A 13,335-nucleotide genomic window follows, 5' to 3' on the forward strand; every position below is an offset into this window, starting at 1 on the left:
TTCCCGCTAGTTCGCGGAGATCTGGCGCAGCACGTACTGCAGGATGCCGCCGTTGCGGTAGTAGTCCGCTTCACCCGGGGTATCGATGCGCAGGACCGCGTCGAACGACTTCGAGGAGCCGTCCTCTGCGGTGGCGGTGACCTTCAGGGTCTTGGGCGTGGTGCCCTCGTTCAGGGCAGTGACGCCCTCCACCGAGAAGGCTTCCGTGCCGGTCAGGCCCAGGCTGGCAGCGTTCTCGCCGGCCGGGAACTGCAGCGGCAGGACGCCCATGCCGATCAGGTTGGAACGGTGGATGCGCTCGTAGCTCTCGGCGATGACGGCCTTGACGCCCAGCAGGGCGGTACCCTTGGCGGCCCAGTCGCGGGACGACCCGGAACCGTACTCCTTGCCTGCCAGGACCACCAGCGGGGTGCCGGCTGCCTGGTAGTTCTGCGCGGCGTCGTAGACGTATGCCTGCGGACCGTCAGCCTGGGTGAAGTCGCGGGTGAAGCCACCTTCAACGCCGTCCAGGAGCTGGTTCTTGATACGGATGTTCGCGAACGTGCCGCGGATCATCACCTCGTGGTTACCACGGCGCGAGCCGTACGAGTTGAAGTCCTTGCGCTCCACGCCGTTGGCCAACAGGTACTGGCCGGCCGGGGTGTCGGACTTGAAGGAACCGGCCGGGGAGATGTGGTCGGTGGTGACGGAATCGCCGAGCTTGAGCAGCACGCGGGCGCCCGAGATGTCCTTGACCGGTTCCGGCTTTGCCTGCATGCCCTCGAAGTACGGGGGCTTGCGGACGTACGTGGAGTTCGGATCCCAGGCAAAGGTGTCGCCCGCCGGGGTGTCCAGTGCCTTCCAGCGGTCGTCGCCGTCGAAGACGCCTTCGTAGCCCTTGGCGAACATGTCCTTGTCGATCGAGGAATCGATGACCTGCTGGACCTCGACCGGGTTGGGCCAGATGTCCTTCAGGAAGACGTCGTTGCCGGCCTCGTCCTTGCCGAGGGGGTCGGTCTCGAAGTCGAAGTCCATGGAACCGGCCAGGGCGTAGGCGATGACCAGCGGCGGGGAAGCCAGGTAGTTCATCTTGACGTCCGGGTTGATGCGGCCTTCGAAGTTGCGGTTGCCGGACAGGACGGCGCTGACGGCGAGGTCGTTGGCCTGGACGGCCTCGGAGATCTCAGTTTCCAGCGGACCGGAGTTGCCGATGCAGGTGGCGCAGCCGTAGCCCACGATGTAGAAGCCAAGCTTCTCCAGGTAGGGAGTCAGGCCGGACTTCTCGTAGTAGTCGGTGACCACCTTGGAGCCGGGGGCCACGGAGGTCTTGACCCACGGCTTGGCGGTGAGGCCCTTTTCGACGGCGTTGCGCGCCAGGACGGCGGCGGCCAGCATGACCGAGGGGTTGGACGTGTTGGTGCAGGACGTGATGGACGCGATGGTGACCGCGCCGTGGTCCAGCTCGAACTCGCGTCCGTCAGCCATCTTCACGGGGACGGGGTGGGAGATCCGCCCGGCGCCGCCGTGGGCTGCCGAGTACTTGGGCGGTTCGCGGTCGGTGTCGGAGACGTGGGTTGCTCCGCTGGTGAAGGACGGGGCGTCGGAAGCCGGGAAGGTCTCTTCGAGGGACTCGTCCAGGGTGCCGGCGTTCGCGTCGTGGGAGACGTAGTTGAGCAGGTCGTGGCGGAACTCGTCCTTTGCCTCGGTCAGCTCAATACGGTCCTGCGGGCGCTTGGGGCCTGCGATGGACGGGACAACGGTGGACAGATCCAGTTCCAGGTACTCGGAGAACTTGATGTCGCGGGACGGATCGTGCCACAGGCCCTGTTCCTTGGCGTAGGCATCCACCAGGGCCACGTTCTGCTCGGACCGGCCGGTGAGGCGCAGGTACTCCAGGGTGACGTCGTCGATGGGGAACATGGCGGCGGTGGAGCCGAACTCCGGGCTCATGTTGCCGATGGTGGCGCGGTTTGCCAGCGGCACCTCGGCCACGCCGTCGCCATAGAATTCGACGAACTTGCCCACCACACCGTGCTTGCGCAGCATTTCGGTGATGGTCAGCACCACGTCGGTGGCAGTGGCGCCGGCGGGAATGCTGCCGCTGAGCTTGAAGCCGACCACGCGCGGGATGAGCATGGAGACGGGCTGGCCGAGCATTGCTGCCTCGGCTTCGATGCCGCCCACGCCCCAGCCCAGCACGCCCAGGCCGTTGACCATGGTGGTGTGCGAGTCGGTGCCAACGCAGGTGTCAGGGTAGGCACGGAGCGCACCGTCCACTTCTCGCGTCATCACGGTGCGGGCCAGGTATTCGATGTTGACCTGGTGCACGATGCCGGTTCCCGGGGGGACCACCTTGAAGTCGTCGAACGCGGTCTGGCCCCAGCGCAGGAACTGGTAGCGCTCACCGTTGCGCTGGTACTCGATCTCCATGTTGCGCTCCAGTGCGCCGGAGTTGCCGAAGGCATCGATCTGGACCGAGTGGTCGATGACCATTTCGGCCGGTGCCAGCGGGTTGACCCGCTTGGGGTCGCCGCCCAGGTCCTTGACCGCTTCGCGCATGGTGGCAAGGTCGACCACGCAGGGAACGCCGGTGAAGTCCTGCATGATCACGCGTGCCGGCGTGAACTGGATTTCTGTATCGGGCTCCGCATTCGGATCCCAGCCTGCCAAAGCGCGAACGTGATCGGCAGTGATGTTCGCGCCGTCCTCGGTCCTCAGCAGGTTTTCAAGCAATACCTTGAGGCTGAACGGAAGGTTTTCTGCACCTTCAACGGAGTTCAACCGGAAAATCTCGTATTCGGTTCCGGCTACATTAAGTTTGCCTTTTGAACCGAAGCTGTCCACAGTGCTCATCGCAGGACTCCTCTCGCAACAGTTTCATCTTTGTCGCGCGGTTGACCGCCTGCTAGTTAGGACGCCCTAAGTAGTTCCAGGGCCCGAAAATTGCACACGGCCGGCCGAGAATACGGGCGCGACGTGGGACTACTACGGCCATCGTAGTCCAAAACCGCGGCGGCATCAGGGACCTTGAGTCAGCAGTGCCACGGTCTCGAGGTGGTGGGTGTGGGGGTACAGATCGAAGGCCCGGAGCCCGGCGAGCTCCCACCCGGAGCGGCGGAAGTAACCGAGGTCACGGGCGAACGACGCCGGATCGCAGGACACATAGGCAATGGCCCGGGGCTGCGATGCAACCAACTGGCCGACGACCGCTTTCCCGGCTCCGGCCCGGGGCGGGTCAAGCACCAGCGCATCGAGCTTCCGCGGCCTCTGGCGCAGGACCGTTTCCACGCGGCCCTGGACCACCTCCACCTGCGGTGCCGCGTGCAGGTTCTTGCGCGCGTCGCGGCTGGTTCCGGGCGACCCTTCAACCGAGAGCACGGACCCCGTCTCCCCCACGGCGTCGGCCAGGACGGCGGTGAAGAGCCCAGCGCCGGCGTAGAGATCGGCAACCACAGCTCCGGGGTGGAGGAAGTCCCCCTGCTGCAGGAATTCCGTGACAGCCCCCACAAGGGTTCCGGGCGCGTCCCGGTGGATCTGCCAGAAGCCTTCGCCGGTGACCCTGTATTCGTGGCCCACGGCGGATTCCTGCACCCAGGTACGCCCCCGGAGCTGCGTCACGGTGCCGGCCTGGGGATCGAAGGCCGCGACGGAAGCATCTCCCGGCATTTGCGCGGTGATTGCCCTCAGCCGCTTGTCTTTGGTGCCGGGCGCCGGGGCCAGGAGCAGCAGGGGGCGGGAACCGTTGGCCGGTGCGGCCACCTCAACCCGCTCAACGCCCTGCAGGTCCAGGTCCCACAAATGGAGGGCGTTGATGGCCTCGCTTGCCAGGGGCATCTCCCGCACCGGAACGATGTGGCCGGAGCGGTGCGCGTGCATCCCGAGTTTGCCACCGGGGGTGACCGAAAAGCTGGCCCGCGTGCGCCACCCAAGGCCGGTGCCGCCGTCGTACTTTTCCCCGACGGCCTCAACGCCGCCGGTCCACACGGACGGTACCTGCCCGAAGCCGGCAAGCCGGGTGAGCTGTTCGGCAAGGACGTCCGCCTTCAGGCTGCGCTGCCGGGCCAGCGTCATGTGCCCGAACTCGGCACCGCCCACCGGCGGATGGCCGTGGCTCCAGGCCCGCGGGGAATCGGCCGCGCGCCAGAAGTGCTCCACCCGGTCCGGTGACGCTTCCAGCACCTCGATGACATCCGCCCGCCAGAACTTGGCGCTGTCCCCGGCGTCCGTCAGGCGGACGCGGACTTTCTCCCCTGGGATGGCGTGGCGGACAAAGACCACCCGGCCCTCATGGTGCGCCACACAATGACCGCCGTGGGCCACCGGCCCGACATCGAGCACAGCCTCTTCGCCCGTGTGGCCGGGTTCGTCCGTCTCCTGCAAAGGGGTTCCTGATGGCCGCGCGGCGGTTGAAGTTCTGGCGGTCACTGGACGTCCTGGAGGTTCTTTGCTTCTTCGGAGGATTTGAGCTGCCAGGGGACGCTGGCCACCATGACTCCCGGCTCGAAGTGCAGGCGGGTCTTGATGCGCAGGGCCGTCTGGTTATGCACCAACTGCTCCCACCACTTGCCCACCACGTACTCCGGGATATAGACGACAATGAGGTCCCGCGGGGAGTCCAGGCGCATCTGCTTGACGTAGTCCATAATGGGCGTGACCGTCTCGCGGTAGGGGCTGGCCAGGACGGTCAGCGGGACCGGGATTTCGAGCTTTTCCCAGTCGGTAATGGTGTGCGCCGTCTCCTCCGGGTCGATGTCCACCGTGATGGCATCAAGCCGCGAAGGCCGGGACGCGCGGGCGTAGGCCAATGCGCGCAGCACGGGCTTGCGGATGTGCGACACCAGCAGCACGGCGTGCACCCGGGTGGGCAGCGCACGCGGGGAGGAGTCCTCGTCCACCGCGAGTTCCTTGGCCACATTGTCGTAGTGGGCCCGGATGCTCCACATGATCAGGAAAAGGATGAACATGGCCAGCAGCGCGATCCAGGCGCCCTGCTGGAACTTGGTGATCAGCACGATGACCAGCACCAGTCCGGTCATGCCGAAACCTATGGTGTTGATGGTCCGCGACTTGATCATCTTGCGCCTGACGGCCTTGTCCTTGGCGAGTTTAAGCTCGCGGCCCCAGTGCCGGATCATGCCGAGCTGGCTGAGGGTGAACGAGATGAACACGCCCACGATGTAGAGCTGGATGAGCTTGGTGACGTCCGCGTCGAACGAAATGATGAGCACCAGGGCACCGGCGGCCAGGGCCAGCACGCCGTTGCTGAACGCGAGCCTGTCGCCACGGGTCCGGAGCTGGCGGGGCAGGTAGCCGTCCTGGGCCAGGATGGAACCCAGGACCGGGAAGCCGTTGAAGGCAGTGTTGGACGCGAACACCAGGATAACGCCGGTGGCGGCCACCACGACATAGAAGGGAATGCTGCCCGCACCAAAGATGGTCTGGGCGATCTGGCTGATGGCCGGGTTCTGGATGTAGCCCTCGGGCAGTGGGTTGCCGTTGAGCAGGAATTCCTTTGCAGGGTCCAGGACGATGTGGACCTTGGTGGCGTTGGCCAGGTAGATGATGCCGGCCAGCATGGCGGCGCCGATCACGCCCAGGAGCAGCAGCGTGGTGGCAGCGTTCTTACTCTTGGGGTGCCGGAAGTTTGGGACGCCATTGCTGATGGCTTCGACGCCGGTCAGCGCAGCGGCGCCCGACGAGAAGGCCCGGAGCAGCAGGAAAGCACCGGCCAGGCCCACCAGGCCCTGGTCGAAGCCTTCCGTCGGAACGATGGTGAAGGCCGCCGACGGCGCCTGCCCGAGCTGCCCAGTGGCAGCCTGGAACATGCCCACCGCCGTCATGCCAAGGATGGACGCCATGAAGATGTACGTGGGGACTGCGAAGACGCTGCCCGCTTCCTTGATGCCGCGCAGGTTCACCAGGGCAAGGATGACGACGCCGATGGTAGCTATGACGGCCTGCTCGCCGTGGAGAGACGGTACAGCCGTGGTGAGGTACGCGGCGGCCGAGGACATCGACACGGATACCGTCAGGACATAGTCGACAAGGAGGGCCGACGCCACCGTCAGGCCGGCATACTTGCCAAGGTTCTCGTTGGCGATCTCGTAGTCACCGCCGCCTGACGGATAGGCATGGACATTCTGCCGGTAGGAGGCCACGACAGTCAGGAGCACCACCATCACTGCCAGGCCTACCAAGGGCGAAATGGCCACTGCGCTGACACCTGCCAGGGCCAGCGTCAGGAGGATTTCGTCCGGCGCGTAGGCTACGGACGACAGGGCGTCGGACGCGAAGATCGGAAGTGCGATCTTTTTGGGGAGCAGCGTATGGGCCAGGCGGTCATTCCGGAAGGGCCTGCCCACCAGCACGCGTTTGACGGCGTTCAGTATTGTCAACACCCCACAAAGCTAGTCTGATTCGCGGGCGATGTCATGACGGGCCCCGGCCCGCCCGCACCGGGGCCATGCCGGTAGAGTTCTAGCTGCACGTTCCTGACATAGATACAGAGGAGATACGGTGGCGCATTTCGTGATCATGGGATGTGGCCGGGTGGGGGCAACGCTGGCGCACACGCTGGAGGATGCCGGGCATTCCGTGGCCATTATCGACCAGGACGACCGCGCTTTCCGCCGGCTCCGCCAGGGCTTCACGGGCCGGAAGGTCACCGGGGTGGGCTTTGACCGGGACACCCTCAAGCAGGCAGGCGTCGGCGAGGCCTACGCCTTCGCTGCCGTCTCCAGCGGCGACAACTCCAACATCCTGGCCACCCGGGTGGCCCGGGAAACGTTCCACGTCCCGCATGTCGTCGCCAGGATCTATGACCCGGGACGAGCCGAGATCTACCAGCGCCTGGGCATCCCCACCGTGGCCGCAGTCCGCTGGAGCGCCGACCAGGTGCTGCGCCGCATCCTTCCCGAACAGCACCTTGCAGGGGACTTCCGTGAACCTTCCGGACGCTTGGTACTGGCAGAACTGGACCTGGACGCCGGCTGGATCGGACACCGGATCAGCAGCATTGAGAAAGCCGCGGATGTCCGCATTGCCTACCTCACCCGCTTCGGCGAGGGCCTGCTCCCTGGTGCCGGAACGGCGTACCAGGACGGTGACACCGTGCACGCCATGCTGCAGGTGGACCGCAGCGCCCAGATCGCCCAGATCCTCGCCAAAGCCCCCGCCAAGGAGTATCAGTGAAAGTCGTTATCGTCGGTGCAGGCAGTGTCGGATCGTCCATCGCCCGGGAGCTTCTGGCGCATAAGCACGAGATCCTCCTGATCGACCTCAAACCCGAGGTGATCGGGCGCAGCGGCCTCCGCGGCGCCCACTGGCTCGTCGGGGACGCCTGCGAACTTTCCACGCTGCAGGGCGCCAAGGTGGAGGACGCCGACGTCGTGGTCTCCGCGACGGGTGATGACAAGGTCAACCTGGTGGTGTCGCTGCTGGCAAAAACCGAGTTCGGGGTTGGCCGCACGGTGGGCCGGGTGAACAACCCGAAGAACGACTGGATGTTCAACGACTCATGGGGCGTGGACGTGGCCGTCAACACTCCGCAGCTGATGACCGCCCTGGTGGAGGAGGCGGTGGAGATCGGCGACCTGGTCCGGCTGCTGACGCTGCAGACCGGCGTCGCATCGCTGGTGGAATTCACTGTCCCCCATGATTCGCACGTCATCGGCATGACCGTCGGAGACATCCATTGGCCCGAGGACGCCACCCTGGTGGCAATCCTGCGGGACCAGGCACCGATCACTCCAAGCCGGGACGACGTGATCGACGGCGGCGACGAGCTCTTCTTCGTCACCACCATTGCGGCTGAGGACGGGCTCCGCGAACTGCTCTCCTCCGCCCCGGGCAGCACCGACTCCGGGGAGCAGGCTGAGGGCAACGGCCAGCCCGCCACCGCCGGCGGCCATGGACATGCTGCGGACGACGACGGTTTCGACGGCTAGGACAGTCACGGCGCCTTGGGCTCAAAACCGCCGACGTCAGGCTTGCCGGGCGTCAGGCTAGGTCCGTCAGGCTTGCCGGGCGTCAGGCTAGGTCCGTCAGGCGGCTTGGCCTGCGCCGGCTTCCGCTTCGGCCGGAGCCGGCCGGGTCACGAGCCACGCCACCCAGACGCCGAGGATGTACAGGGGTGCGCCCATGATGAGGCGGGTGGTGGCGAGTGCGGCCAGACCGTCGGTGCCCATGAGGTAGAGGGGCACTTGCACGATGAGCCGGAGCACCAGTACCGCCACGATGATCCAGGTGCCCAGGCGGTATGCCTTGACCCGGTCCGGTTCCTTGCGCCAGTCCACGCCCTCGTTGCGGATGAAGCCGAAAAGAAGGCCTGCCACAGGCCACTTGACCACGATCGAGAGGACCATCGCCAGGATATAGGCGGCATTGGTGAAGAAGCCGGGCAGGTAGAAGTCTTCCGCCTTGCCGGTGGTGTTGGCCAGCCAGGCCGATATGCCGACGCCGACGACGCCCGCCAGGGCCTGGGTCAGGGGTCGCCGCTGCACCAGGCGGACAACCGTGAACACAGCCGCGGACGCCAAGGCGGCCACCAGTGACAGTGTGAGTTCGCGGGTGATGGTGAAGGCGACCAGGAATACGAGTCCGGGAACAATGCTTTCGGCAATGCCCTGCACTCCCCCGGCGCTCCGCAGGACGTCCACCCTGCCGTCGTGGGTGCGGTGGAGCCCGGCCTTGGCAGCATACTCAGCGGCCAGCCCTGCCACCGGGGACTGTCCTGCAGCGGGCGGCTTGCCCTGCTGCTGGCCTCCGGTGCCGGGGTTCGCAGTGCCGGATGGTTGTTCGGGCTCTTGCGCGGTCATTCGTTCTCCTGGCGGGACAGTATCTCGTAGCGGGGATTGAATATGGTGGCCATGTCCTTGCCGCGGGCCAGCATCCCCTCGACCCGGATCTGCGCGCCTGCCTCGATGCCCTGCACCCGGCGGCGGCCCAGCCACACGACGCGGAGCCTTGGCGGCCTGCCGCTCCCCGGACCGGCGGCGGGACGTTCGGCGTCGTCCTCGGAAACAATGGCGATGAATTCAGCGGTCCGGTCCGCAGGGACAAAGGTCACTGATTCGACGTGCCCCTGGCACATGACGCGACCCCTGTCCGGCAGCTGGTGCAGGGGCGTGATCCCCCCGGACGCCGTGGCGGTCCCGCTATGGGGGGACTCAGCCGATTTGGGTGATTTCGGGACCACGTTCGGGCTCCTCCAGGGTGGGCGCGGCGGGCGGAGGAGTGGTGGAGGCGTCCTTGGGCAGCTTCAGCTGCAGCAGGTCGCGCGGCGGCATGGGGCTGTCGCCGCGGACCACGACGACCTGGCGGAACAGGGCCTCGAGCGGCTCAGCTGCGGGGCGCTCCAGCGCTGCAGGTCCGCCCAGGACGCCTCGCAGGAACCAGCGGGGGCCGTCGACGCCGATGAAGCGGGCCACGCGGTAGCCTTGGCTGCCGTCAGGGAGCCCGGCAGGCAGCTTGGCCACCAGTTCCGTGCCGAAAGCGCCTTCCACCTCTTCAACCTGGCCGCCCTGCGAGCCCACCGATTGGCCGATCTGCTCGCGGATCTCGTCCCACAGCGTCTCTGTCTTAGGGGCAGCGAAGGCCTGGAGCTGGAGGCTGGAGCCGTTCAGGTCCAGGGTGACTGCCACTACCCGTTGGGTGGCCTCTTCGACTTCGAGGCGGAGTTGAAGGCCCTCGCTCGGTGTGATCAGCAGCGCACCCAGGTCCACGAAGGCGTCGCGGCTGCTGATTTCGGCCTCGTCGAAGGGGCCGTCCTGGCGGCGTGCCGCGGTCGCGGGTGCGCCGTCGCCGGCCTCCGCAATCGTGAGCTCTTCGGCCGGCTCCGCCGGCTCTTCCTTCTTTGCTTTCCTGCCGAGCCCAAAGACCATGGGTGACTCCTTAATTCTGGAATGTGCCAGTTCTGAATTGGTGCCGGCCGGACCCATGGAGGTCCCGCCGTCGTACGTGCTGGCGTGGCAGCGGGTGCAGCCGGGCGTCAGGCTCCGGAGACGTTGAACCCGCCCGTTGACCCGAACCCTCCCGTGCCGCGCACGGAACCGCTCAATTCGCTGACAGGAACGAATTGGGCATACTCCACCCGCTGGATGACCATTTGTGCAATTCTATCGCCGCGGCGCAGCTCTATCGGCCGGGAGGAGTCGGTATTCAGCAGGGTCACGGAGATCTCGCCCCGGTAGCCGGCGTCCACGGTGCCGGGGGCGTTGACTATCGTGAGGCCGTGCTTGGTGGCCAGGCCGGACCGGGGATGGATCAGGGCTACAAAGCCCTCGGGAAGGGCGATGGCGACCCCGGTGGGGACCAGTTTGCGCTCCCCCGGCAACAGGACCACGTCCTCCCGGGCACGGAGGTCGGCACCGGCGTCGCCCGGATGCGCGTAGGACGGTGCTTCAAGCTCAGGATCCAGCATCTTCAACTGCACCTGCAATGTGGAGGCAGCGGCGGCAGGTGAGGCTGCGTCCGGGACAAGGTCTACCGTGGCGGGATGATCAGTCACAGTCACTCACTCTAACCCGCGCCCCCAAATCAGTCCTAGGGAGCTCTGGTCCAGGGGACCGATCAGGGCCCCTGGACCCAAGGTGAAATAGCCGGCCAAAGGTGGAAAGCTTAGGCTATGCCCGAATCAAGCTCGCCTGAGTCCGTTCCCAGCACACCTTCCGCTGGGGCACCTGTTATTTACAGGGAGAAGCTGTGGCCGAACGCCTGGATCTGGATCATCGCAGCCGGCGTCTCCGCGGCGGGGATCCTGGTATTCGCCCCCATCAGCATGGAAGCAGGCTACACCGCGGCTCTGGTGCTCTTCGTCATCATCGCTGTCCTCCTGGTCCTCTCCACACCCACCGTTACGGTGACGGCGGACGCCCTCACCGTTGGAAGGGCCACCATCGAACGCCGGTTTATTGGCGCTGTCCAGCAGTTCAGGTCCGGCGAAGCGACCGCGGAGCGCGGCACCCGGCTGAACGGGCTCGCCTACCTGTGCATCCGCGGCTGGATCGATCCCGTGGTGAAGGTCGAGATCACAGACCCGGCGGACCGTACCCCCTACTGGCTGGCCTCGACCCGCCACCCGGAGAAGCTGACGGCAGCCCTGTCCCGGCACTGACACTGCCGGGACTCCTGGCGCTAACGCCCGCAGTCTTTGCCTTGGCTCGGCAGTCGCCCCTGGTCGACCCGTGCCGGGGCCAGGCCACTCCTCGTTCGGGCCCGGATCCAGCGGAAAATCACGGCGCGCCCTGCTCCTTGAGCGAATTCCGCGCTGCCGGGTGGCAGAGTTTCGATTGATAGTAATGCCAGGGTGGAGGATTTGTATGCAGGATCTACGGCTTGTAGGCGTGCACGACGACGGGACGCATCTCCTGTTGAGCGGGGCCGGCGGCGAGATGTTCCAGCTGCCGATCGATGAGGCCCTCAGGACGGCCAGCCGGTCCACGGTGAAATCGAGGGCGGAACGGCCTGCCGTTCCGATGTCTCCCAGGGATATCCAGGCCCGCATCCGTGCCGGCGCAACCGCTGCGGACGTCGCGGAGTTGTCCGGGATGCCGCTGGCAAAGGTGGAGCGCTACGAAGGGCCCGTCCTGGCGGAACGCGAGTATGTTGCCCAGCAGGCTCGGAAAGTCGAAGTCGCCGCGCCCTCTCCCGGCCACGACATTTACCGGTCCGCATTCGGTGACAATCCGGCAACCCTGGGCGACATGGTGGCCCACCGCCTGTCCGCCCACGGCATTGACCCCGCAACGGTGGAGTGGGACTCGTGGCGGCGCCAGGACGGCACCTGGACTGTCTCGGCAAGCTTCGAAGCGAAGCCCGGCGGGACCTCCGGGATCGGAGAAGAGCCGCCCGCGTTGTGGACGTTCAGCCCCGGACGCAAATCACTGCAGAACACAAACCGCTGGGCGCAGCAGCTGAGTGAACTCGAGCCGCTGGACGGGCCTGTTCCCGCACGCCGGCTCACAGCGGTTTCCGACCGCCCCTTCGATTTCGAGACTGACGCAGACGCGTCAAAGATCTCACCCCAAGGCCAGGGTGGCACCGCGCAGGATTCCGGCAAGGAATCCGACGGCCTCCTGGACATGCTCCGCTCGCGGCGCGGCCAGCGGCTGGGTGTGGACGAGGACTCGGACGATGCACTGGCGCTGCTGCTCACGCACGGCGTGCCCGCTGCCCACCCACGCCCTTCCGAGGTGGTGGCTGAGGCTGAGGCTGAGGAGCCGGAACCGCAGGATGACGCGCGGGAGGCGCCGGCAGCCCAAGGGGATTCCTTCATTCGGCGCAGGGACACCAGACCGTCCATGCTTTCACGGCTCAGCCTTCTACCGCCGCACCGCGACGGCCACGATGACGCGCTGCGGCTTCACGACGGCGTCAGCACCGACACACGGGAAATCACCATTGTGGCGTCCCCGCAGAAGCCCTCCGCTGCTACGCCTGGAGCCGGTTCCGGGACTTCCGGCGGCGCCGGATTGGACGAACTGCTTGGCGGAAACCCCCGCCGCCCCGCACCCAAGCAGACCGATCCGACCCCTTCTACCGGACAGTTGCCCGAGACTGAGGCGCCGGAACGGCCCGCACGGCCCAAGCGTTCCAGCGTCCCGTCCTGGGACGAGATCGTCTTCGGTACACGGAGCGATTAGGAGCAGTTTCTCCGGCCACTGCCGGGGTCGCTGTCATCTCCGCTGCATGCTAGTATCCCCGCAATCGCTTGGTTTGAAGCTGGAATTAACCCTGGAGGTTCGCCGTGCCGGACACCACCTGCCATATGTCGATGTCACTGGACGGCTTCGTCGCCGGACCTGACCAGAGCCGCGACAACCCGCTGGGCAGGCGGGGACTCGAACTGCACGGCTGGCACATCGGCGATCCGAGGGCCAATGAGGTCGACGGGATCGCAACCGACTGGCTCATGCGCCCGCGCGGGGCTTATGTGATGGGCAGGAACATGTTTGGGCCCATCCGCGGTGGCTGGGATGGGGAGTGGAACGGCTGGTGGGGGCCCGAACCGCCCTATCACGCGCCCGTGTTCGTCCTGACCCACTATGAGCATGAGCCGATCCGGATGGACGGCGGGACAACCTTTCACTTCGTCACCGACGGTTTCGATGCGGCCTACGCCGCAGCCCGTGAAGCAGCCGGGGACAAGGGCATCGATATTGCCGGCGGAGCCTCCACCGTCCGGCAGGCGTTGAAGGCAGGGGTGATCGACGAGCTCACCCTGGACATCGCACCGGTTCTACTCGGTTCCGGTGAGCGGATATTCGATGGGATTGCATCTTTCGGCTTCGAACCTGTAGAGGTGTTGCATTCGCCTCTGGCCACCCACATCCGCTACCGCCGGGTGGGCTAAGAGCG

12 protein-coding genes are annotated in these 13,335 nt (G+C 66.2%); 5 read left to right on the plus strand and 7 right to left on the minus strand.

Annotated features, from left to right (window positions below; all coding sequences use genetic code 11):
- Positions 1-6 precede the first annotated feature (6 nt).
- The 3 genes from IEW19_RS09445 to IEW19_RS09455 form a co-directional block, all read right to left on the minus strand.
- On the minus strand, positions 7-2,832 hold the full coding sequence (locus IEW19_RS09445) for an aconitate hydratase (RefSeq protein WP_188571377.1): 2,826 nt from the start codon (positions 2,830-2,832) through the stop codon (positions 7-9).
- Between the two features lie 165 nt (positions 2,833-2,997).
- Positions 2,998-4,404, minus strand: a complete 1,407-nt coding sequence (locus tag IEW19_RS09450; protein ID WP_188571378.1) for a class I SAM-dependent RNA methyltransferase — start codon at positions 4,402-4,404, stop codon at positions 2,998-3,000.
- Complete coding sequence (locus tag IEW19_RS09455) at positions 4,401-6,377, minus strand: APC family permease (protein ID WP_188571379.1); 1,977 nt, start codon at positions 6,375-6,377, stop codon at positions 4,401-4,403. Before IEW19_RS09455 ends, IEW19_RS09450 begins: the two co-directional genes overlap by 4 nt.
- 118 nt (positions 6,378-6,495) lie before the next feature.
- Between IEW19_RS09455 and IEW19_RS09460 the strand changes: the two genes are divergently transcribed.
- On the plus strand, positions 6,496-7,170 hold the full coding sequence (locus IEW19_RS09460; RefSeq protein ID WP_188571380.1) for a potassium channel family protein: 675 nt from the start codon (positions 6,496-6,498) through the stop codon (positions 7,168-7,170).
- Positions 7,167-7,925: a potassium channel family protein gene (locus IEW19_RS09465; protein WP_188571381.1), complete on the plus strand. Its 759-nt coding sequence runs from the start codon at positions 7,167-7,169 to the stop codon at positions 7,923-7,925. Before IEW19_RS09460 ends, IEW19_RS09465 begins: the two co-directional genes overlap by 4 nt.
- Positions 7,926-8,021: 96 nt before the next feature.
- On the opposite strand, the gene IEW19_RS09470 is transcribed toward IEW19_RS09465, so the two are convergent.
- The 4 genes from IEW19_RS09470 to dut form a co-directional block, all read right to left on the minus strand.
- Positions 8,022-8,795 (minus strand): DUF3159 domain-containing protein, encoded by a 774-nt coding sequence (locus IEW19_RS09470; RefSeq protein WP_188571382.1) that lies wholly within the window; start codon positions 8,793-8,795, stop codon positions 8,022-8,024.
- Positions 8,792-9,175 (minus strand): single stranded DNA-binding domain-containing protein, encoded by a 384-nt coding sequence (locus IEW19_RS09475; protein WP_308419991.1) that lies wholly within the window; start codon positions 9,173-9,175, stop codon positions 8,792-8,794. The genes IEW19_RS09470 and IEW19_RS09475 overlap by 4 nt, the downstream gene beginning before the upstream one ends.
- Positions 9,147-9,860 (minus strand): DUF3710 domain-containing protein, encoded by a 714-nt coding sequence (locus tag IEW19_RS09480; RefSeq protein ID WP_188571383.1) that lies wholly within the window; start codon positions 9,858-9,860, stop codon positions 9,147-9,149. The genes IEW19_RS09475 and IEW19_RS09480 overlap by 29 nt, the downstream gene beginning before the upstream one ends.
- A gap of 107 nt (positions 9,861-9,967) precedes the next feature.
- Complete coding sequence (dut, locus tag IEW19_RS09485) at positions 9,968-10,486, minus strand: dUTP diphosphatase (protein WP_188571384.1); 519 nt, start codon at positions 10,484-10,486, stop codon at positions 9,968-9,970.
- A 117-nt stretch (positions 10,487-10,603) separates the two neighbouring features.
- On the opposite strand from dut, the gene IEW19_RS09490 reads away from it, so the two are divergent.
- From IEW19_RS09490 to IEW19_RS09500, 3 genes are all read left to right on the plus strand, one after another.
- Positions 10,604-11,092 (plus strand): DUF3093 domain-containing protein, encoded by a 489-nt coding sequence (locus IEW19_RS09490; protein WP_188571385.1) that lies wholly within the window; start codon positions 10,604-10,606, stop codon positions 11,090-11,092.
- Between the two features lie 205 nt (positions 11,093-11,297).
- Entirely contained in the window at positions 11,298-12,620 is a 1,323-nt protein-coding gene (gene sepH, locus IEW19_RS09495) for a septation protein SepH (RefSeq protein WP_188571386.1), read from the plus strand.
- Between the two features lie 125 nt (positions 12,621-12,745).
- On the plus strand, positions 12,746-13,330 hold the full coding sequence (locus tag IEW19_RS09500) for a dihydrofolate reductase family protein (protein ID WP_373283581.1): 585 nt from the start codon (positions 12,746-12,748) through the stop codon (positions 13,328-13,330).
- Positions 13,331-13,335: the final 5 nt, after the last annotated feature.

The sequence above is a fragment of the Arthrobacter liuii genome, assembly GCF_014639275.1.
GTDB classification, from domain to species: domain Bacteria; phylum Actinomycetota; class Actinomycetes; order Actinomycetales; family Micrococcaceae; genus Arthrobacter; species Arthrobacter liuii.

What these genes read in the sequence shown, in the direction of transcription:
- IEW19_RS09445 (WP_188571377.1), bottom strand. Translation starts at nt 2,832, where the DNA reads ATGAGCACTGTGGACAGCTTCGGTTCAAAAGGCAAACTTAATGTAGCC.
- IEW19_RS09470 (WP_188571382.1), bottom strand. Translation starts at nt 8,795, where the DNA reads ATGACCGCGCAAGAGCCCGAACAACCATCCGGCACTGCGAACCCCGGC.
- IEW19_RS09480 (WP_188571383.1), bottom strand. Translation starts at nt 9,860, where the DNA reads ATGGTCTTTGGGCTCGGCAGGAAAGCAAAGAAGGAAGAGCCGGCGGAG.
- IEW19_RS09490 (WP_188571385.1), top strand. Translation starts at nt 10,604, where the DNA reads ATGCCCGAATCAAGCTCGCCTGAGTCCGTTCCCAGCACACCTTCCGCT.
- sepH (WP_188571386.1), top strand. Translation starts at nt 11,298, where the DNA reads ATGCAGGATCTACGGCTTGTAGGCGTGCACGACGACGGGACGCATCTC.
- IEW19_RS09500 (WP_373283581.1), top strand. Translation starts at nt 12,746, where the DNA reads ATGTCGATGTCACTGGACGGCTTCGTCGCCGGACCTGACCAGAGCCGC.